Raw genomic sequence first — 19,022 nt, 5'->3', positions numbered from 1 at the left:
CGCTTTGCGCTGGCAAGCCGACGCTTGTGAGTACACGTCCTAGCTAGCCCGCCTGCCCTTGCGCATGGTCGCCAGCACGATGTCGGCTGCGAGCACGCTCGGCGACTTGTTGCCGGTCGACATGATCGTATCGAGCTGGGCGAACGCTTCCACCTGCTGTCGGCGCAACGGTGAATCGGTCAGAAGCTGCGAGAGCCCGGGCGCCAGGTTCTCCGGCGTGCAGTCTTCCTGCAGGAACTCCGGGATGACATCCTTGCCGATCACGAGATTGGCGAGGATCACCGAGGAGACGCGGATCGCGCGGCGCAGGATGAAGGCTTCGATCGCGCCGACGCGATAGGCCGTCACCATCGGAATGCCCGATAGCGCGAGCTCCAGCGTCACCGTGCCGGATTTTGCCAATGCCGCGCGCGCGATGCGGAAGGCGGCGCGCTTCTCATTCTCGCCGACCACAATTTGAGGCTTGACCGGCCAGTTCGCGATGCCTTCACGAATGGTGGCTTCGAGATGCGGCATGGTTGGCAGCATCAGTTGGAACGCGCGGCCGTCCGTCCGCAATCGGCCGAGCGTCGCGCCGAACACCTCGAGATGGTGCCTGATCTCGCTGCGGCGGCTGCCGGGCAGCACCAGCAAGACCGGCGGCTCGCCGTCGCGGCGCGCCTGCTCCTCCGCGTTCGGCCGCAGCGAGGACAATTGCTCGATCAGGGGATGGCCGACATAGCTGCATGGCGGCCCGCCGAGCTTGCGATATTCCTCCGGCTCGAACGGCAACAGGCCGAGCACATGGTCGACATAGCCGAGCATGGTCCGCGCCCGTCCCGGCCGCCAGGCCCAGAGCTGCGGCGAGACGTAGTCGACGATCGGGATCGCCGGATTGCGCGCCCGCACGCGGCGGGCGACACGGTGGGTGAAGTCGGGGCTGTCGATGATGACGAGCGCGTCCGGCGCGGCTTCGGTCACGGCCTCCGCGGTCTCGCGGATCAGCCGCAGGATCTTCGGCAATTGCTGCACCACCGCGGCGAAGCCCACGATCGAGAGCTGCTCGATCGGAAACAGCGTCTCGAGCCCCTGGCGCGCCATGGTGTGGCCGCCGACGCCCACGAACTGCACGCCGTCGCCGAGGCGCTGGCGCAGCACCTTCATCAAGGCGCTGCCGAGCCGGTCGCCGGATTCCTCCGTGGCGATCAGGAAGATCTTGCGCTTGGGATCGCGGCCTTGCATCACGCCGGCAGGCCGATGACGAAGAGATATTTGGCGTCGGCGAGCGCGATCATCGCCTGCGGCTCGGCGGCGATGGTATTGCCGGCAACGACGGCGATCCCGGCCAGCCCCGCGGCGGCGACGCCCTCGAGGGTGCGCGGGCCGATCGTCGGCAGGTCGAAGCGCAGATCCTGCCCGCTCTTCGGGACCTTCACCAGCACGCCCCGCCCGGTGGCGGCGCGGATGCGGCCCTCTTCGCGCAGCCGTGCCACGCGCGCGAGCAGCGCATCGGTGCCCTCGATATCCTCGACCGCCACAACATGGCCATCGATCACGACCGCAGCCTGGCCGATGTCGAACGGACCGAGCGCGGTCAGCACCGCGCGTCCACGTTCGATGTCGGTCTTGCCGGTGTCGCTCGGCCAGGCGCGGCTGATGCAGCCCTCAGGCATCAAGAGGTCGGGCGCGACGTCCTTAATGCCGACCATGCGAAACCCGCCCTGCTCGAGAATGCGCCCGACGCCGGACAACAAATGATCATCGCCGCCGCGGAAGGCGCGAATGACATTGCCGAGCAGCCGGAGCGTCGTGAAGTCGACCCGAACCTCCGAGAGCGAAGGCCGTACCAGCGTGCCGATGAAGATCAGGTCGCGGCAGCCCTCCTCGCGAAACAGCCGCATGGCACGGCCGAGCTGGCCGACCGAGATCCAGCGATGGCGGAATTTTTCCACCCGCGCCGGATCGCAGGCCCCCCGAAGGGGAAACAACACCGGCGTGATGCCGCGAGCGGCGAGCGATTCGGCAACCGCGAACGGCATCGCGCCGCCGCCGGCGACCACGCCGACCGGCGATGAAATCTCCGAAGCCGCCGCCGATGTCATACCCGCGGCCATCCCATCATCACTTCGCGACGGCGGGAAGACAGAGCGGGCGCTTGCCCTTGCCGATGAAGTCGAGGATTTCGCCGATGGCCGGATCTTCACCGGCGAGCGGCCGCGCCGCCTCCAGGCGTTCGGCAAAGGTAGCGGGGCCATGGAAGAGTTTCTGATAGAACGCGCGCACGGTCGCAAGCCGCTGCTTGGTGAACTTGCGCCGCTTCATGCCGATCAGGTTGAGGCCTTCGAGCACGGCGTACTGGCCGTTGACGAGGCCGAACGGAATGACGTCGTCGCGCACGCCACATACGCCGCCGACCATAACTTGCGGGCCGATGCGGGTGAACTGGTGCACCGCGGACAAGCCGCCGATAAAGACGAAATCACCGATCTCGCAGTGACCGCCGAGCGTGGCCGAGGTCGCGAAGATCACGTCGTTGCCGACATGGCAGTCATGGCCGACATGGCTGCAATTCATGAAATAGTTGCGGTCGCCGACCTCTGTGATACCGCCGCCTGCGACCGTGCCGGCGTTCATGGTCACGGATTCGCGGATGGTGCAGCCCGAACCGATCTTGAGCTTCGTCAATTCGCCACGATAGCTGAGCGATTGCGGCGGCGTGCCGAGCGAGGCGAACGGATAGATGGTGCAATCGTCACCGATCGTGGTCTGCGCGGTGATATGCACATGTCCGATCAGCTTGCAGTTACTGCCGATCACGACATGCGCACCGATGATGCAGAAGGGGCCGATCTCGGTGCCCTCGCCGATCACGGCGCCGTCCGCGATCCGTGCGGTGGGATCAATCTTACTCATCAAGCAATCTGACTCATCAAGAAGGTCTGATTAGGTGTTGAAGTCGCTCGGTTTTCCGCTGGTTAGCGCGACTATGCCCGATCTGTCCAGTGACGTATGATCTTTCCGTGTTTCAAGTGCCGGATGAGGCAGCCTTCCCGGCTCATCAACAAGTTCATGCGGAGCTTCAGGTATCGTGGTCAGGGCCCTGGCACTTCTCCTCACACAGCTCGTGACCGCGCCGATCGTGTCCGAGACGATTGAGACCGGCGAACACCGCCCCATCGACCTCGCGACGTTCGAATGCCGCGACATCAGCCGCAGCACGGTGCTCCAGCGGGTCTGTTACGACCGTGCGCAGCAGGCCCTCGTCGTGGCTGTGGACGGCGCTTATGACCGCTATTGCGGCGTGCCAATCGACACGGTCGAGCGCCTGCTGGGCGCACCGTCCATGGGCCAGTTCTTCAACCAGAACATCAAGCGCGAAGTCAACGGCGTCCGGTACGCGTGTCCTGCACGCGAGCGTATCCAGAGAAGTTGATCCCGCTCAGTCGGTCAGCATGGCGCCGACGTCGGCCTCCGCAACCACCTGGCCGTTGACCTTGGCGTCGCCGTGAAACCACCACATGGCCTTGCGGCGGCCGATCGAGCGCATGTGATATTCGATGGTATCGCCGGGCAGCACCGGCTTGCGGAACTTGCACTTGTCGATGGTCAGGAAGTAGACCGCGCGCGGCTTGTCGGTGCCCTCGACCGACTTGATGCCGATCACACCCGCAGTCTGCGCCATCGCTTCGATCATCATGACGCCGGGATAGACCGGGCGATCGGGAAAGTGGCCCTGGAACGGCGGTTCGTTGAAGGTGACGTTCTTGATGCCGATGCCGCTGTAATCGGTGCGGATGTTGATCACGCGATCGATCAGCAGCATCGGAAAACGGTGCGGGAGCGTTTGCAGGATCATGTTGATGTCCACAAGCTCGAACCTGACCGGTGCTTCGTCCGTCACTCCCGTTCCTCCTGCTTCGGATCCGCCTTGCTGTCGCGCGCCAAGCGCTCGACCGCCAAAATTTCCTTGAACCACTGCCGGGTCGGCTTGGCAAAAAAACCACCCCAGCGTCCGTTGGGAGGAACGTCGTCCTTGACGCCACTCATGGCAGTCACCTGAGCTCCATCCCCGATCTTGACGTGATTGTTGATGCCCACCTTCGCACCCAGCGCCACGTTGTCGCCGAGGGTCAGGCTGCCGGCAAGGCCGATCTGGGCTGCCAGCAGGCAGTGCCGGCCAATGGTGACATTGTGGCCGATCTGGACCTGATTGTCGATTTTGGTGCCTTCCCCGATCACGGTGTCGCGCAAGGACCCTCGATCAATGGTGGTGCCGGCGCCGACCTCCACATTGTTCTGAATCAGCACGCGGCCGGTCTGGGGCACTTTTAGATGGCCCTCAGGGCCGAAGAAGATGAAGCCGTAGCCGTCCTGGCCGATCGAGCAGCCGGGGTGGATCAGCACGTCGTTGCCGATCAGCGCGCACTGGATGGCGGTGCGTGCGCCGACATTGCAGTCCCGGCCGATCTTGACGCCGGGGCCGATCACGGCCCCCACACCGATCACCGTCCCGCTGCCGATCTCCACGTCAGGGCCGATCACGGCCAGGGGATCGACGATCACGCCGTCCTCGAGCCTCGCCGTGGGATCGATGATGGCCGACGGCGCGATGCCCTCGTTATCGGTCCAGGATTGCGGCCGGAGCGCGTCGCCATGCCACTCCCGCGCGATCCTGACGAAGGAGCGGAACGGCTGCGGCGCCCGCAGCACGGCCACATGCGCGGGCACCCGGGCCTCGAAGCGTGGGCTCACCAGGCAAGCACCGGCCTTGGTCGTCTTGAGCTCATCGGCATATTTGAGATTGTCGAAGAACGTCAGGTGCATCGGGCCGGCTTCGTCGAGCGAAGCAAGACCCCTGATGATGTGGCCGCCCCTGGCGGGATCGACCAACTCCGCCTTGGTCAGCGTGGCTATGTCAGCCAGCGCTGAGGCGGGCGGCTGTGTGAAGAAGGTCGGCTGCGCCATTCCACCCCGTCGCGGTCCGGCTTCGGCATGAAGCGGCCAAGCCGCATCATGCCTCATCTCCTGGATTGGCACGATCCCTTTCGGAAACCGGCTCCTGTGGTCCGGATCGTGCCGTGCTGTTCGAATTAGAACGAGGTGCCGCCGCCGAACCGGAACTCCTGCGTACGGTCGTTCTTGCCCTTGGTCAGCGGCACGGCGTAATCGAAGCGCAGCGGACCGAACGGCGAGGCCCAGATCAAGCCGACGCCGACCGACGACCGGACGGCATTGCCGTTGTCATAGACCAGGCCGGTGCAGGTTCCAGCCGAAGCTGGATTGACGGTCGACGGCGTGCAGCTCGAATTCCTGGTCGTGGTCACTTCGTTGGTCACCGACCACGTCGTCGGGCCCTGATAGTCGAACAGCCCGCCGGCGTCGGCGTACACGGCGCCCTTCAGACCCACTTCCTTCGGCAGGAACCAGAACGGCATCTGCAGTTCGAGCGAAGCACCCCAATATTTGGTGCCACCAAGTGCGTCCTGCGTACCGAAGGGGTTCAAATCGCGCGGTCCGATGCCGTTCGGGGCAAAGCCACGGACGAGGTTCGGGCCCATCTGGAAGTGATCGAGCATGCGCAGATCGCTGCCCATCTTGTTCAGCATGCCGCCCTGCAACCGGACCAGGCCGACGATGTCGGACACCAGCGGAGTGTAGTACTTAGCGTCGACAACCGACTTCAGGTAAGAGACGTCGCCGCCGACGCCGGCGAAGTCCTGACGGAAGTCGACGAGCAGACCGTCGGTGGGGTTCTTGTTGTTGTCGAGCGTGTTGTAGGTCAGCGTGTAACCGAGCGCCGAGGTCAGGGTCTTGCCGTTGGCAAGCTCCTTGCGCACCGGCAGCGAGGCTTCACCGTCGCTGTAGCAGCCCAGGCCATTGGTCGAGCTCAGGTCGAGGCCGTTGAGGTTGGCAAAGGCCGGGCTGGGGTTAAAAGCCGCCGAGCCCACATTGTTATTACAGTTCGCCAAGGTGGACGGCAGCGTGATTTCCTGCCGATAGATCGAGTAGCGGACCTGCAGCGACAGATCTTCACGCAGGGAGAAACCGAGGCGCGGCGAGAAGCCGAGCGTCTTGGTGCCGTAGGAGATGTAGCTGTTGGACCTCTGCTCACGCTGATAGAGGTCGAGACCCAGCGCGACACGGTAGTCGAGCAAATAGGGTTCGACGAACGACAGCGAATAGCCGCGGGCGTACTGACCATAGGTCACCGCCGCCTTGGCGAACAGGCCGCGGCCGAGCAAATTGCGCTCGGAGACCGAGACTTCGGCCAGCGCGCCGTCGGTGGTGGAGTAACCACCCGAGACCGAGAAGTCGCCGGTCGATTTCTCTTCCATGTCCACGAGCAGGATCACGCGGTCGCTCGACGAGCCGGGCTCCGTCGTGATCTTCACGGTCTTGAAATAGTCGAGGTTCTTCAAGCGACGCTCGGCACGGTCGACCAGCGCGCGGTTGTAGGCATCGCCCTCGGAGACGTCGAACTCGCGACGAATCACGTAGTCGCGCGTGCGGGTGTTGCCGCGAAGGTTGATGCGTTCGATATAGGTGCGCGGACCCTCGTCGATGTTGAATACGACCGACACGGTGTGCGCTTCGAAGTTGCGGTCGCCGCCGGGACGGACCACGGCGAAGGCATAACCGCGCCGTGAGGCTTCGATCTGCATCTCCTCGACCGACTTCTCGACCGATTCGACGTTATAGAGCGAGCCGACATTGACGCGCGAATAGTTGCGCATCGAGGTGGGATCGAAGTTCGGAATGCTGGAGCGGAAGTCGATCGAGCCGACCCGGTATTGCGAGCCTTCCTCGATCTTGAAGGTAACGTTGAAGCCCTTCTTCTCCGGATCGTATTCGGTGAGCGCGGCTACGACCTGGACGTCGGCGAAACCGTTCTTGAGATAGAAGCGGCGGATCAGGTCGCGGTCGGCCTCGACCCGATCGGGATCGTAGATGTCGCTGCTGGCGAGGAAGCTCAGCAGGTTCGACTCGTGGGTCTTGATGATGTCGCGCAGGCGGTAGGACGAGAACGCGTTGTTGCCGACGAACTCGATCGACTTGACGCCGGTCTTGGCGCCCTCCTCGACCGTGAAGACGAGATCGACGCGGTTGTTCGGCTGCTCGATGATTTCAGGCGTGACGCGGACGTCGTAGCGACCGGAACGGCGATAGATTTCGGCGATTCGCAGCGTGTCGGACTGCACCATGGCGCGCGAGAAGGTGCCGCGCGCCTTGGACTGGACTTCACCAGTGAGCTGCTCGTCCTTGATCTTCTTGTTGCCCTCGAACGCAATGCGGCCGATCACCGGGTTTTCCACCACGGAGACGACGATCTGGCCACCGGCACCGCGGTTGATCCTGACGTCCTGGAACAGGCCGGTCTCGATCAACGCCTTGAGGCCGTCGTCGATGGCGCCTTGATCCAAGCGACCGCCGGGACCCGGCTTGAAGTAAGAGCGGATCGTCTCCACCTCGACGCGGCGATTTCCCTCGACGGAAATCGACTGCACGGTCTGAGCAAGCGCAGACGAAGACACAAAGGCAGCCCCAACCGGGGCAAGCACCGGCGCGCCGAACATGATCAGGGTTGCGAGCAAGCCCCCCCGGAGTCGCAGTCCAAACTTCATTGCGCAACGCGCCCTTATCATTCCGTACCAGACCCAACCCCAAAGCCGGTCTGGAGATTCCCCAAGTTCAAGCCGCTTGTAGACAATTTCACCGACGCCGCAAACGGCCGAGCGCGCCGTAATTTCATTTTCATTCCAAGACGTTGCCCAAGAGCAACGCCCCGCAACGCCACAAAAAAGCCCCTATCAGGACGAGGCCATCCGGAGGATGTCGTTATAGGTGGCAAACACCATCAACATCAGCACCAAGCCGAGCCCGATTCGGAACCCCATCTCCTGAGTTCGCTCGGACAGGGGTCGCCCCCGCGCCACCTCCGCCGCATAGAACATAAGGTGACCGCCATCGAGCAGCGGGATCGGGAACAGATTCAACAGGCCGATCGACACCGACAGAACCGCGCAGAGGTTGATCACGAACTGGAACCCGGCGCTGGCGGCCTGCCCCGACATCTTGGCAATGCCAAGCACGCCGCTGACCTCGTTCGGATTGCCGTTCCCGACGAACAACGAGCCCAGGAACTTGAAGGTACTGGTGATGATGAACCAGACCTGTTCAACCCCGATCTTGAGTGCTTCGCCGACGCCGACCGGCGACGTCGAGGCCTCGCCGGCCTGAGACTTATGCTCGATGCCGAGCACGCCGAGACGATGGCTGTTGCCGAAGGGATCCTTGCGCTCGAGCAGCGCCGGCGTCGCGGTCAGCGACACGATGGTGCCGTCCCTCTTGACCTGGAAGGCAAGCGGCGAACCGGCATTCATCGCAACCATGCGTTGCATATCGGCAAAGCTTTCGATCGGCTTGCCGTCGATCTGGACGACGACGTCGCCAATCTTGAAGCCGGCTGCCGCCGCAGCGCCGTCGGCGACCACACCGTCGACGCGTGCGATCGTGCTTGGCTTGCCGTAATACAGCGCCATGCCGGCGAAGATCAGCGCGCCCAGGATGAAATTGGCGATCGGTCCGGCGGCAACGATGGCGGCGCGCGGGCCGACCTTCTTGTGATGGAAGCTGCCGGCGCGCTCCTCGGCCGTCATGGCTGCAAGCTTCTCGGACGATGGCGTCGAAGCCTCGCTCTCATCGCCGAAGAACTTGACGTAGCCGCCGAGCGGGATCGCCGAGATCTTCCAGCGGGTGCCATGGCGGTCGTTGAAGCCGACCAGCTCAGGTCCGAAACCGAGCGAAAAAGTTAACACGCGAACGCCCGCCCAGCGCGCGACCAGAAAATGGCCGAGCTCATGGAAGAACACGACGATGGTCAGGACGAACAGGAAGGGAACCGCGTAGCCGAGGAGCCCATGGCTCAACGTATTAAAACTATGGACGAAAAAGTCGATCATCGAATTCCCTCATCCAGCGCCGCAAGGCCCTGGCCCCGAACCATCTAGGATGCCTTTAAGGCAATTTGAGGCAATAGGGCGGCAGCCCTATTTCGCGCAACATGGTCAACGGCGATTGCATCGTCCGCTGACGTCAGCGGGGCTTGGTTCCCGCTGCGGATCCAGTCGTCCAGCGTCGCCTCCACCAGCCGGGCAATCGCCCCGAACCGGATCTTGCCGGCGATGAAGGCGGCGACCGCGACCTCGTTGGCGGCGTTGTAGACCGTGGTCGCCCCCTTCCCGGTCCGGAGCGAATCGAAGGCGAGGCGCAGCCCGGGGAAGCGCTCGAAATCCGGCGCCTCGAAGGTCAACTGGCCAATCTTGGCCAGATCCAGCTTGGCGGCCGGCCCCTTGATGCGGTCGGGCCAGCCGAGGCAATGCGCGATCGGCGTGCGCATGTCGGGTGAGCCGAGCTGGGCCACGACCGAGCGATCGGAGAACTCGACCATGCCGTGGACGATCGACTGCGGATGTACGAGGACGTCGATCTCGTCCGGACTCAGAGCGAACAGATAGGAAGCCTCGATCACCTCAAGCCCCTTGTTCATCATCGAGGCGGAATCGATCGTGATCTTCTGGCCCATGCTCCAGTTCGGATGCTTCAGGGCTTGCGCGAGTGTCGCCTGCTCGATGTCGGCAGGCTTCCAGGTCCGGAACGGGCCGCCGGAGGCCGTGATGATGACACGGACGAGCTCGTCGCGATTGCCAGAGCCAAGCGCCTGAAACAGCGCATTGTGCTCGGAATCCGCAGGCAGGATGCAGGCGCCCGCTTTCGCCGCGCGCTGCATGAAGAAATCGCCGGCGCAGACGAGACATTCCTTGTTGGCGAGCGCGACATGCGCGCCGCGATCGACCGCGGCCAGTGCCGGCTTCAGCCCGGCCGCGCCACTCACGGCGGCCATCACCCACTCGGCCGGACGCGCGCCAGCCTCGATCACCGCGCTTTCGCCGGCGCCGCATTCAGTGGCGGTGCCCGCGAGCGCAGCCTTGAGCTCGGCAAACTTGGAGGTGTCGGCGATCGCGACGTAGCGCGCGGAAAACTCTTTCGCGAGCTTTGCCAGCGCCTCGACATTGCTGTTCGCCGTCAATGCCTCGACACGGTAGCGCTCCGGAGTGGCGCGCAGCAGATCCATCGTGCTGTCGCCGATCGAGCCGGTGGCGCCGAGAACCGTGACGCTGCGGACGGTCGACGCCGCAGCCTTGTTGTTACGCAATGGAACCGCGCTCATATGTTCACCAAACCATAAGACCGCTTCCGGCGCTATGCACACCATGGCGGAGGAAGCCGATAATCCATGCCACCAGGATGGCAGCGACAAAACCGTCCAGACGGTCCAATAGCCCGCCGTGGCCGGGAATTAAGTGACTGGAATCCTTGACATCGAAGCGCCGCTTGACCGCGGATTCGAACAGATCGCCGCAGGCCGACACGACCGAGAGGACCGCGGCGACGAGCAGCAATGGAGCCAACTTTCCGATCCCGCAAGCGGCAAAGCCGGCCGCGACCAAAAGGCTCGCGGCAAAGCCGCCGAGCGCTCCTGCCCAGGTCTTCTTCGGGCTGACGCGCGGCCACAGCTTCGGTCCGCCAATGCCGCGGCCAGCGAAATAGCCGCCGATATCGGTCGCCCATACCACGAGCAGCACGAACATCAGCGCGGCGAAGCCGTTCACGAGATCCTTCCGCAGCAGGATCGAGGCGAGTAGCGCCGCCGATGCATAGGCGAATCCGGAGGCCGCCCAGACGAACTTGCCCCGCGCGATCACCGTCACGACCGCGCCACCAATGAGGCCGGTGATGATTGCGGTCTTCAGCGCGCCAAAGGCAACGCACAAGCCCATTGTGGCGATGACGATCGTCCCCGCCCCGGTCAACGCGGTCGAGCCTGCGCCCACCACCATCAGCCATTCCGCGAACAGTCCGATCGACACCAGGGTGACGAGCAGCGCCCAGAGCCAGCCGCCGGCATAAGCGAGCGCAATGGCGAGCGGCGCCAGCACCAACGCTGCGAGAATTCGCATCACGAGATTGCTCGGGGCAGGCTGAGAGCCGGCCGGTGCGGAGTCGGGTTCGCTCACGAGGCGGTTTTCGCGACCAGGCCGCCGAAACGGCGCTCGCGCCTGGCGAATTCGGCGATTGCGCCTTCCAGCGCCGCCTTGTCGAAATCGGGCCAGTGAATCGGCACGAAGACAAGCTCGCTATAGGCGGCCTGCCACATCAGGAAGTTGGACAGACGCTGCTCGCCACTGGTGCGGATGATGAGATCGGGATCGGGAATGTCGGGCGCGTCGAGATGAGCGCCCAGTGTCTCGGCGTCGATCGTATCAGGATTGCGCCGGCCCTCGGCGACTTCGCGCGCGAGCTTCTGCGCCGCCTTCGCGATCTCCTGCCGCGAGCCGTAATTGAAGGCGACGACGAGCGTGAGCCGCGTGTTATCGCGCGTCAGTTCCTCCGCCTCGTTGAGAAGTGCGCAGATGTCGCCCTCAAGTCCGTCCCGCTCGCCGATGATGCGCACCCTGACGCCGTCGCGATGCAGGCTCGCCAGATCATTGCGGATGAAGCGGCGCAACAGGCCAAAGAGATCGCCGATCTCGCTCGCCGGGCGTGACCAGTTTTCCGAACTGAAGGAGAAGATGGTGAGATAGCGGATGCCAAGCTCATGCGACGCGCGAACCACGCGGCGCAGGGCCTCCACGCCGCGGCGATGGCCTTCCGCCCGTGGCAAGCCGCGCGCGGCCGCCCAACGCCCGTTGCCATCCATGATGATGGCGACATGCGCAGGCGCATCGGACCGATCGGGTCCTTCCGTTGCGGGCGCGGCGGCGTTGGACATGAGGCTGCCTTAAAGCATGATCCGGAAGAATGCGAAGCGGTTTTCCGAAAAGATCATGCGCGAACAATAACCTAAAGCGCGATCCGGCGCGCTTTAGACGGTGAGGATTTCTTTTTCCTTGGCGGCCAGCAACTGGTCGATCTCGGAGATCGTGCCGTCGGTCGCCTTCTGCACCTCGTCGGCATGGCGCTTCTGATCGTCCTCGGACATCTCGTGATTCTTCTCGAGCTTCTTGAGAACGTCGAGACCGTCGCGGCGAACATGGCGCGCGGCGACCTTGGCGGCTTCCGCGTATTTGTGCGCGACCTTGACGAGCTCCTTGCGACGCTCCTCGTTGAGCTCGGGGATGCGCAGGCGCAGCACCTGGCCTTCAGTCGCCGGCGACAGGCCGAGATTGGAATCGACGATCGCCTTCTCCACTGCCTTGACCATCGACTTGTCCCAGACCTGCACCGAAATCAGGCGCGGCTCCGGCACGCTGACGGTGGCGAGCTGGTTCAGCGGCATGTGGCTGCCATAGGCGTCGACCTGCACCGGATCGAGCATCGAGGCCGAGGCGCGACCGGTGCGCAGCCCGCCAAGTTCGTGCTTGAGCGACTGGATCGCCCCCTGCATGCGGCGCTTCACTTCGTTGAGATCGAAATTATCCGTGGCCATCACGTTTCTCCTTCAAAATCCCGGCGACCTCTCCGCACCCCTCCTAAAGGGCGCAACGACAAGCCGTCAGCCGGCGACAATGGTTCCGTGGCCGCCGCCACGCAGTACAGCGCCGATCGAACCCGGCTCCGCAATCGAGAACACGATGATAGGCAGCGACGTCTCGCGGGCAAGCGCGAAGGCGGTCGCATCCATCACCTTGTAGCCGCCCTCGATCGCCTGCGAATGCGTCAGACGGTCGAATCGCGTCGCCGTCGGGTCCTTCTTCGGGTCGGCCGAGTAAACGCCGTCGACATTGGTCGCCTTCAGCACCGCCTGGGCGCCGATCTCGGCGGCACGCAGCACCGCGGTCGTGTCGGTGGTGAAGAACGGATTACCGGTTCCGCCGCCCAGCAGCACGATCCGGCCCTCGGCGAGGTATTTGTGCGCCGCGGTGCGGGTGAACAGCTCGGAAATCTCGGGCATGACGAAGGCCGACAGCGTGCGCGCAGGCGTGCCCTTGCGCTCGATCGTGGCTTCGAGCGCGAGGCAGTTCATCATCGTAGCTAGCATGCCCATGGTGTCGCCGGTCGGGCGCGACACGCCGCGCGAGGAGACCTCGACACCGCGAAAGAGATTGCCGCCGCCGATCACGACGGCCACTTCGGTGCCGAGATGGCGGGCTGCGATCAGATCGTCGGCGACCCGGTCGATGGTCGGTTGATCGATGCCAAAACCCTGCGGTCCCGCGAGATATTCGCCGGACAGCTTGATCACGACGCGACGATAGACCGGATCAGTCATGAGCACTTTCCTTGTCCGGGCGCCGCTTCCGGCGGCACGCCGGAAGGAACGTTCCGGCGCTTACTTCTTGCCGCTGGCCGCCGCGACCTCGGCCGCGAAGTCGCTTTCCTGCTTCTCGATTCCCTCACCGAGAGCATAGCGCACAAAGCCCGCGATCTTCACCGGGCCGCCGACCTTGCCTTCGGCTTCCTTCACCGCCTGCGCCACCGACTTGCCGGTGTCGTGGATGAAGGCCTGCTCGAGCAGGCAGACTTCCTTGTAATAGGTCTTCAGGCCGGACTCGACGATCTTCTCGATCACGTTCTCGGGCTTGCCCTGCTGGCGATATTTGTCGGCGAGCACGTCCTTCTCGCGCTTGACGACCGCCGGATCGAGACCGGACGGATCGAGCGCCAGCGGGTTGGCGGCCGCGACATGCATCGCAATCTGGCGGCCAAGCGTTGCGAGCTCGTCGGCCTTGCCCGGCGATTCCAGCGCCACGATCACGCCCATCTTGCCGGCGCCCTCGACGACCGCGCCGTGGACGTAGCTCGACACCACGCCCTGGCTGACTTCGAGCGAAGCTGCGCGGCGCAGCGTCATGTTCTCGCCGATGGTGGCGATCGCGTCATTGATCGCTGTTTCGATCGTGACGTCGCCGACCTTGGCGGCCTTGATCTTCTCGACATCGGCGCCGACGTTGAATGCGACCTGGGCGATCATCTTGACGAGGCCCTGAAACTGGCCGTTGCGCGCGACGAAGTCGGTCTCGGAATTGACCTCGACCACGACGCCCTTGTTGCCCTTGGTGAGCGCGCCGATCAGACCCTCCGCGGCGACGCGGCCCGACTTCTTGGCGGCCTTCGACAGGCCCTTCTTGCGCAGCCAATCCTGCGCCGCTTCCAGGTTGCCGTCATTTTCGGTCAGCGCGGCCTTGCAGTCCATCATGCCTGCGCCGGTCGACTCGCGCAGGTCCTTGACCATCGCAGCTGTGATCGTTGCCATCGTTCAAAATCCTTTTTGCCTGCCGGTTTACCGCGGCGCGGCCAGATCGCCTCGCCGCGGTCCATCTCAGGAATTCGCGTCAACTGAAATGGTGGCCGGAGCTTGTCCGGCCAACCCATCGCTCTTTTTGACTATTCCGCTTCCGCGGTCAGCGCCTTGGCCTTGGCCACCCAGGCGTCCGCACGGCTCGGCAGGCCGACTTCTTCGCCGATCTTGTGCGCGGTGTCGTGATCGAGCTCGGCCAGCTGCCAGAAGTGGAAGATGCCGAGGTCGTTGAACTTCTTCTCGATCGCGCCCGATACGCCCGGGAGCTTCTTGAGGTCGTCGGAGGTGCCGCGCGGACCGGCGAGGCCCTGGAAGCCGCTCGTGGCAGCGGGCAGCTCTTCTGCGACCGGCCGAACCGAAGCGCCGACGTCGATGCCGGAGTCACCCTGGGCGCGCGAAATGCCGTCGATCGCAGCGCGCGCGATCAGATCGCAATAGAGCGCGATCGCGCGGCCGGCGTCGTCATTTCCCGGCACCACATAGGTGATGCCCTTCGGATCCGAATTGGTGTCGACGATCGCGGCGACCGGGATGTTGAGCCGCTGGGCTTCCTGGATCGCGATGTCTTCCTTGTTGGTGTCGATCACGAAGATCAGGTCGGGCAGACCGCCCATGTCCTTGATGCCGCCGAGCGAGCGGTCGAGCTTGTCGCGCTCGCGCTGAAGCGTCAGGCGCTCCTTCTTGGTGTAGGAGGAGGCATCGCCGCCGGCGAGCACGTCGTCGAGATGGCGCAGGCGCTTGATCGAGCCCGAGATCGTCTTCCAGTTGGTCAGCGTGCCGCCGAGCCAGCGCGAATTGACGAAGTACTGAGCGCAGCGCTTGGCCGCGTCGGCAACGCCGTCCTGCGCCTGGCGCTTGGTGCCGACGAACAGGATGCGGCCGCCCTTGGCGACGGTGTCGCTGACCGCCTGCAAGGCGTTGTGCAGCAACGGCACGGTCTGCGCGAGGTCGACGATGTGGATGTTGTTGCGAGCGCCGAAAATGAACGGCGCCATTTTCGGATTCCAGCGGTGAGACTGGTGACCAAAGTGCACGCCGGCTTCGAGGAGCTGACGCATAGTGAAATCGGGTAGTGCCATCGTTCTAATTCTCCGGTTGGTTCCTCCGGAAGCGTGTGAGCAGAACGGAGCGTTGTCGCCCCGGCTGCCACCGGACGGCCTTGTGAGCCATGCTTCCGTGTGAGATGGCGCGGTGTATAGCGCGATTTCGGCCAGAAGCAAGGAAATAAGGGCCTTTCGGGGCGGCTTTCGCCCGCGAGAGGCCCCCCTTCCCTAAAGACCGCGCGGCGGCCTAGCCCCTGCCTAGCATCTGGGCTGGTTCGGCGGGCACTTCTTTGCCGCCGGCGGCGGAGCCGCGGGACGCGGCGGAGGTGCTGGCGGCGGTGCTGCCGGCCGTGGCGGCGGCGGTGGCGCGACGGCCATCCGGGGCGGCGGAGGTGGCGCCGGCCGGGCGACCGGCGGCGGCGGCGCGGGTCGCGCCATTGGCGGCGGCGCCGGCCGAGCGACCGCTACGGGCGGAGCCACCCGCGCCGGTGGCGGCGGCGCAATACGCGACGGAGGCGGAGGCGTCGGCCGCGCCACGGCCTGAGGCCGCGGTGGTGGTGCCGACGGCCGGGCAGCCTGGGCGGGAGCAGCGCTCGGCTGATGCTGCGGCCTGATCGGCTCCCGCGCCGCCGAAGGCGGCGGCGTGACCGGTCGTCCAATTGCGCCAGGAGGCGTGCGGGCAGCCGCCGGCGAACCAGCGGGCTCGCGGGTCGCGGACTTGCCATGGTCCCCAGGCCCGGTCCCGGGCGGGGCCTGTGCCACCGGCGGCTTCGGCAGTTGGCCGGGCACAGCGGCTGAGTTTGTCGGCGTGGCCGCAGTCGCCGGCGCGGCGGCGGTCGGCGCACCGGGATGAGCCGCCGGCGGAGCGCCGGGAGTAGCAGTCGTCGGCACCCCCGCAGGCGCTCCCGGACGGGTCGGCGGCGGTGCGCCGGGTGCGGTGGCCGTCGGCTGCCCGGGTCTGCCGCCCGGCAATGGCCCGGCTCCCGCTGGCGGTGCAGGTGGGCCGCCATGGGTGCCGGGAACCGGCAGCGTGTTGGCTTGGGGCAGCTTGGCCGGTGGGGTTGCAAGTGGAGTGGCAGATGGACTGGCAGGCGGAGTGAGAGGTGGCGTACCGGTCGGCGCGACATTGGCCGGCCGCGCCGGAGGCGTTCCTGGCCTCGCCGTCGGCTGCATCGTCGCGCTCGGGGGCATCGGCGCCTTTCCCTGCTGGATCAGGGTGGCGCGCTGCACGGCCGCCTGCGGCATGGCTGGACCAGCCGGATTGGTGCGCCCGGCAATGGCCGGCGTGAGATTGCCTGGTCCGGCACCCGCCCCCACCGGCGGTGCCGGCGGCTGGTTGATCACCGTGTTGATGACCGTCCTGTTATGGATGTTCTGATAGATGATATTGTTCGGCGGCGGTGCGACATAGACCGGCGGCCTGACGAACACAGGGATCGGCACGAACATCGGCTGCGGCAGCACGAACAGGCCGATCACCGGCATCGGCGGCGACAGCACAACGAAATCCGGCGGCGGCGGCGGCAGATAGTAGACCGGCGGCGGTGGTGGCGGCGCGAAGCCAAAATCCGGATCGCTGAAATACAGCACGGGACGGTCGACATAGACCACCTCCTCCGGCGGCGGTGGCGGCACGTCGTAGTCGATCATCGCAAAGCTCGGCGGCGGCTCGGGCGGCGCGGTGAGGATCGCCAGGCGCCGGCGCGCATCCGCCGCATGCGGACCACGCGGATAGCGACGCAGATACGACCAATAGGCTTCCGGCGTGTCGGTGCGATAGGTCCGCCGCCAGGTGATGGCCTCGCGGCGCGCCGCGACGATCACCATCACCCGCTTCGACAGCGGGTCGCCCGGATAGGCGGTGAGAAACTCTTCGTAGGCAGGTAGCGTGTCGCGCGTGAGCGCGGCGGCATAGGCATCCTGCACGCCGAGATCGCGGATCGGCTTGTTGCGGATCGCGGCGACCTGGTCGGGTGCGGCCTCCGGCGGCGGCGCGTCGGGCCCGCGCTCGAAGAACGAGAATGGCGCCGATATCTTCTGCTCGTTCCAGGGCACCTGCGCGCCCTTGCTGGCCTCGTTGACGCGCAGGCGAACGCGGTCGAACACCTCAGGCAGCGGCAAGCCGCCGGTGCGGATCATCTCCGCCAGCGATTGCGCATAGATGCCGTAAGGTCCGGGCTCCTCGGGCGCCACCGTGCCGGGCGCGGCGTTGAACGCGATCAGCATGTTGGCGTCGGGCTCGACCAGCGCAAGTCCGCCCGCGATCTGCTGGCCGCCCTCCACGAAGGGCTGCGCCCGCGCTGCGTCGAGCACGACGATATTGGCCTTGAGCGGAACGGAGGCGAGCTGGCGGAGATAGTCGCCGATGCGCAGGCCTTCGGTCGGAATGTCGGTGTCGCGGGTGATGTTGGAATCGACCGGGATGAAGTAGTTCTCACCGGCGAGTTGCACGCCATAGCCGGCGAGATAGACCATCGCGACGGTGCCCGGTCCGGAGGCCTGCGCCTTCTGGATGAAATCGCGAAAGCTCTTGCGCAGCGTGTCGCCGTCGAGATCGCGGGCGCCGACGACGTCGAAGCCCGCCGCCTGCAGCGTCTGCGCGATCAGGCCGGCATCGTTTGCCGTCGTCGCCAGCGGCGACTTGGCATAGGCGCCGTTGCCGACCACGAGTGCGATACGCTTTTCCTGCTGCTGCGCACGCGCCGGATCCGGTACGCCGGCGGCTAGGACCGCGATCGGCAGGAGAAGGCAAATGAAGGCTCTGAGCGTCCCACGCATGGCTTGCTTGCCCGTTTTTGTTGTTGAGGTGCCGCCGCGCATCAGACGCGCCGCCAGCTGAATGGCACTTGAACGAAAGGCTTCCAAATAACGAAGGCTTGGATTGAGGCGGCGGCATGGCGCCCGCGCGCCCGCGTCAGCCTCGCGACAACGAACCGGCGCGAGCCGGTCCATCTCGTCAGATCTGCGCGATCAGGTCGACCGTTCCCGTCGTGAGCCGATAGATGCCGCCGACGACCTTCAGCTTGCCCTGCTCGACGGCCGCATTGAGGATCGGCGCGGCCGACTTAAGCTTCGCGACATTGTCGATGACGTTCTGCCGGATCGCCTTGTCGAGGACGTCCCCACCCTGCTGCATCGCAGCCTTCGCTGCGGGCGCGATCGCATCGACCAGCGAGGGAATATGGCCCGGTGGCGGCTTGTTGTCCTTGATCGCCTTCAGCGTCGCATCGACCGCGCCGCAACTGTCATGGCCCAGCACCAGAATCAGCGGCGCGTTGAGCACGGCCACCGCGTATTCCATGCTGGCGATGGTCTCCGTGCCGGCGAAATTTCCTGCGACGCGGCAGACGAACAGATCGCCACGGCCCGTGTCGAAGGCATATTCCGGCGCGATGCGCGAATCGGCACAGCTCAGCACGGCCGCGAACGGATTCTGTCCGCCGGCCAACGCCTCGCGCTCGTGCTTGAAATCGTGCCGCCGCGACACGCCGTCGACATAGCGCGCATTGCCTTCCGTCAGGCGCTTCAATGATGCGTCGGGCGACAGCACGTTCTGCGGCTTGGGCGGCGCCTTGGTCTCCTTGGCAAAGGCTCTGCCGGTCAGCGCGAGGCCGAGCGCCGAGGCACCAAACAACATCGCGGATCGTCGCGACGGCCCCGTGTTTCCCTGCAGAGCTTCAGAGCATTTGTCGCACATGTCG

The 19,022-nt window shown here is 65.2% G+C and carries 17 protein-coding genes; 1 reads left to right on the top strand and 16 read right to left on the bottom strand.

Going from position 1 to position 19,022, the window contains the following annotated elements; translation table 11 throughout:
* Window positions 1–39 precede the first annotated feature (39 nt).
* The 3 genes from lpxB to lpxA are packed head-to-tail and all read right to left on the bottom strand — an operon-like array spanning window position 40 to window position 2,892.
* Entirely contained in the window at window positions 40–1,224 is a 1,185-nt protein-coding gene (gene lpxB, locus AC0L27_RS20360; protein ID WP_354209846.1) for a lipid-A-disaccharide synthase, read from the bottom strand.
* Window positions 1,221–2,093: an LpxI family protein gene (locus AC0L27_RS20355; RefSeq protein WP_473320130.1), complete on the bottom strand. Its 873-nt coding sequence runs from the start codon at window positions 2,091–2,093 to the stop codon at window positions 1,221–1,223. The genes lpxB and AC0L27_RS20355 overlap by 4 nt, the downstream gene beginning before the upstream one ends.
* A 7-nt stretch (window positions 2,094–2,100) precedes the next feature.
* Complete coding sequence (gene lpxA / locus AC0L27_RS20350; RefSeq protein ID WP_275171265.1) at window positions 2,101–2,892, bottom strand: acyl-ACP--UDP-N-acetylglucosamine O-acyltransferase; 792 nt, start codon at window positions 2,890–2,892, stop codon at window positions 2,101–2,103.
* Between the two features lie 175 nt (window positions 2,893–3,067).
* Between lpxA and AC0L27_RS20345 the strand changes: the two genes are divergently transcribed.
* On the top strand, window positions 3,068–3,412 hold the full coding sequence (locus AC0L27_RS20345; RefSeq protein ID WP_275171266.1) for a KTSC domain-containing protein: 345 nt from the start codon (window positions 3,068–3,070) through the stop codon (window positions 3,410–3,412).
* Window positions 3,413–3,418: 6 nt separating this feature from the next.
* Here AC0L27_RS20345 and fabZ read toward each other — a convergent pair whose 3' ends face one another.
* The 13 genes from fabZ to AC0L27_RS20280 form a co-directional block, all read right to left on the bottom strand.
* Window positions 3,419–3,835, bottom strand: coding sequence for a 3-hydroxyacyl-ACP dehydratase FabZ (gene fabZ / locus AC0L27_RS20340; RefSeq protein ID WP_051058562.1), 417 nt, complete (start codon window positions 3,833–3,835; stop codon window positions 3,419–3,421).
* A 41-nt stretch (window positions 3,836–3,876) separates the two neighbouring features.
* Window positions 3,877–4,944 (bottom strand): UDP-3-O-(3-hydroxymyristoyl)glucosamine N-acyltransferase, encoded by a 1,068-nt coding sequence (lpxD, locus tag AC0L27_RS20335; protein WP_354209847.1) that lies wholly within the window; start codon window positions 4,942–4,944, stop codon window positions 3,877–3,879.
* Between the two features lie 125 nt (window positions 4,945–5,069).
* Complete coding sequence (gene bamA / locus AC0L27_RS20330) at window positions 5,070–7,601, bottom strand: outer membrane protein assembly factor BamA (protein ID WP_354209848.1); 2,532 nt, start codon at window positions 7,599–7,601, stop codon at window positions 5,070–5,072.
* A gap of 186 nt (window positions 7,602–7,787) precedes the next feature.
* A complete protein-coding gene (rseP, locus tag AC0L27_RS20325; protein ID WP_275171269.1) occupies window positions 7,788–8,939 on the bottom strand; it encodes an RIP metalloprotease RseP in 1,152 nt (383 codons plus the stop codon).
* Between the two features lie 44 nt (window positions 8,940–8,983).
* Window positions 8,984–10,207, bottom strand: coding sequence for a 1-deoxy-D-xylulose-5-phosphate reductoisomerase (gene dxr / locus AC0L27_RS20320; protein WP_354209849.1), 1,224 nt, complete (start codon window positions 10,205–10,207; stop codon window positions 8,984–8,986).
* Window positions 10,208–10,211: 4 nt separating this feature from the next.
* Entirely contained in the window at window positions 10,212–11,054 is an 843-nt protein-coding gene (locus AC0L27_RS20315) for a phosphatidate cytidylyltransferase (RefSeq protein WP_354209850.1), read from the bottom strand.
* The gene (locus AC0L27_RS20310) at window positions 11,051–11,809 is read right to left on the bottom strand and encodes an isoprenyl transferase (protein ID WP_275171272.1); all 759 of its coding nucleotides are present in this window, start codon (window positions 11,807–11,809) and stop codon (window positions 11,051–11,053) included. Before AC0L27_RS20310 ends, AC0L27_RS20315 begins: the two co-directional genes overlap by 4 nt.
* Before the next feature lie 93 nt (window positions 11,810–11,902).
* A complete protein-coding gene (gene frr, locus AC0L27_RS20305; protein WP_007603628.1) occupies window positions 11,903–12,466 on the bottom strand; it encodes a ribosome recycling factor in 564 nt (187 codons plus the stop codon).
* Between the two features lie 66 nt (window positions 12,467–12,532).
* Window positions 12,533–13,249, bottom strand: a complete 717-nt coding sequence (gene pyrH, locus AC0L27_RS20300) for a UMP kinase (RefSeq protein WP_018455040.1) — start codon at window positions 13,247–13,249, stop codon at window positions 12,533–12,535.
* 60 nt (window positions 13,250–13,309) lie between these two features.
* Window positions 13,310–14,233, bottom strand: coding sequence for a translation elongation factor Ts (tsf, locus tag AC0L27_RS20295; RefSeq protein WP_354059032.1), 924 nt, complete (start codon window positions 14,231–14,233; stop codon window positions 13,310–13,312).
* 131 nt (window positions 14,234–14,364) lie between these two features.
* Complete coding sequence (locus tag AC0L27_RS20290) at window positions 14,365–15,357, bottom strand: 30S ribosomal protein S2 (RefSeq protein WP_007610895.1); 993 nt, start codon at window positions 15,355–15,357, stop codon at window positions 14,365–14,367.
* A 222-nt stretch (window positions 15,358–15,579) separates the two neighbouring features.
* Window positions 15,580–18,099 (bottom strand): caspase family protein, encoded by a 2,520-nt coding sequence (locus AC0L27_RS20285; protein ID WP_473320127.1) that lies wholly within the window; start codon window positions 18,097–18,099, stop codon window positions 15,580–15,582.
* 178 nt (window positions 18,100–18,277) lie between these two features.
* Entirely contained in the window at window positions 18,278–19,018 is a 741-nt protein-coding gene (locus tag AC0L27_RS20280; protein WP_354209852.1) for a carbonic anhydrase, read from the bottom strand.
* Window positions 19,019–19,022: the final 4 nt, after the last annotated feature.

The sequence above is a fragment of the Bradyrhizobium sp. Ken51 genome (assembly GCF_055807435.1).
The sequence above is the reverse complement of the archived record's forward strand: the minus strand, read 5'-3'. Positions and strand labels throughout refer to the sequence as shown.

Bases quoted from the DNA above. Each gene is read 5' to 3' on its own strand.
- AC0L27_RS20280 (WP_354209852.1), bottom strand. From the start codon at position 19,018: ATGTGCGACAAATGCTCTGAAGCTCTGCAGGGAAACACGGGGCCGTCG.
- bamA (WP_354209848.1), bottom strand. From the start codon at position 7,601: ATGAAGTTTGGACTGCGACTCCGGGGGGGCTTGCTCGCAACCCTGATC.
- tsf (WP_354059032.1), bottom strand. From the start codon at position 14,233: ATGGCAACGATCACAGCTGCGATGGTCAAGGACCTGCGCGAGTCGACC.
- dxr (WP_354209849.1), bottom strand. From the start codon at position 10,207: ATGAGCGCGGTTCCATTGCGTAACAACAAGGCTGCGGCGTCGACCGTC.
- AC0L27_RS20285 (WP_473320127.1), bottom strand. From the start codon at position 18,099: ATGCGTGGGACGCTCAGAGCCTTCATTTGCCTTCTCCTGCCGATCGCG.
- lpxD (WP_354209847.1), bottom strand. From the start codon at position 4,944: ATGGCGCAGCCGACCTTCTTCACACAGCCGCCCGCCTCAGCGCTGGCT.
- rseP (WP_275171269.1), bottom strand. From the start codon at position 8,939: ATGATCGACTTTTTCGTCCATAGTTTTAATACGTTGAGCCATGGGCTC.
- AC0L27_RS20310 (WP_275171272.1), bottom strand. From the start codon at position 11,809: ATGTCCAACGCCGCCGCGCCCGCAACGGAAGGACCCGATCGGTCCGAT.
- frr (WP_007603628.1), bottom strand. From the start codon at position 12,466: ATGGCCACGGATAATTTCGATCTCAACGAAGTGAAGCGCCGCATGCAG.
- AC0L27_RS20290 (WP_007610895.1), bottom strand. From the start codon at position 15,357: ATGGCACTACCCGATTTCACTATGCGTCAGCTCCTCGAAGCCGGCGTG.
- fabZ (WP_051058562.1), bottom strand. From the start codon at position 3,835: ATGATCCTGCAAACGCTCCCGCACCGTTTTCCGATGCTGCTGATCGAT.
- AC0L27_RS20355 (WP_473320130.1), bottom strand. From the start codon at position 2,093: ATGGCCGCGGGTATGACATCGGCGGCGGCTTCGGAGATTTCATCGCCG.
- lpxA (WP_275171265.1), bottom strand. From the start codon at position 2,892: ATGAGTAAGATTGATCCCACCGCACGGATCGCGGACGGCGCCGTGATC.
- pyrH (WP_018455040.1), bottom strand. From the start codon at position 13,249: ATGACTGATCCGGTCTATCGTCGCGTCGTGATCAAGCTGTCCGGCGAA.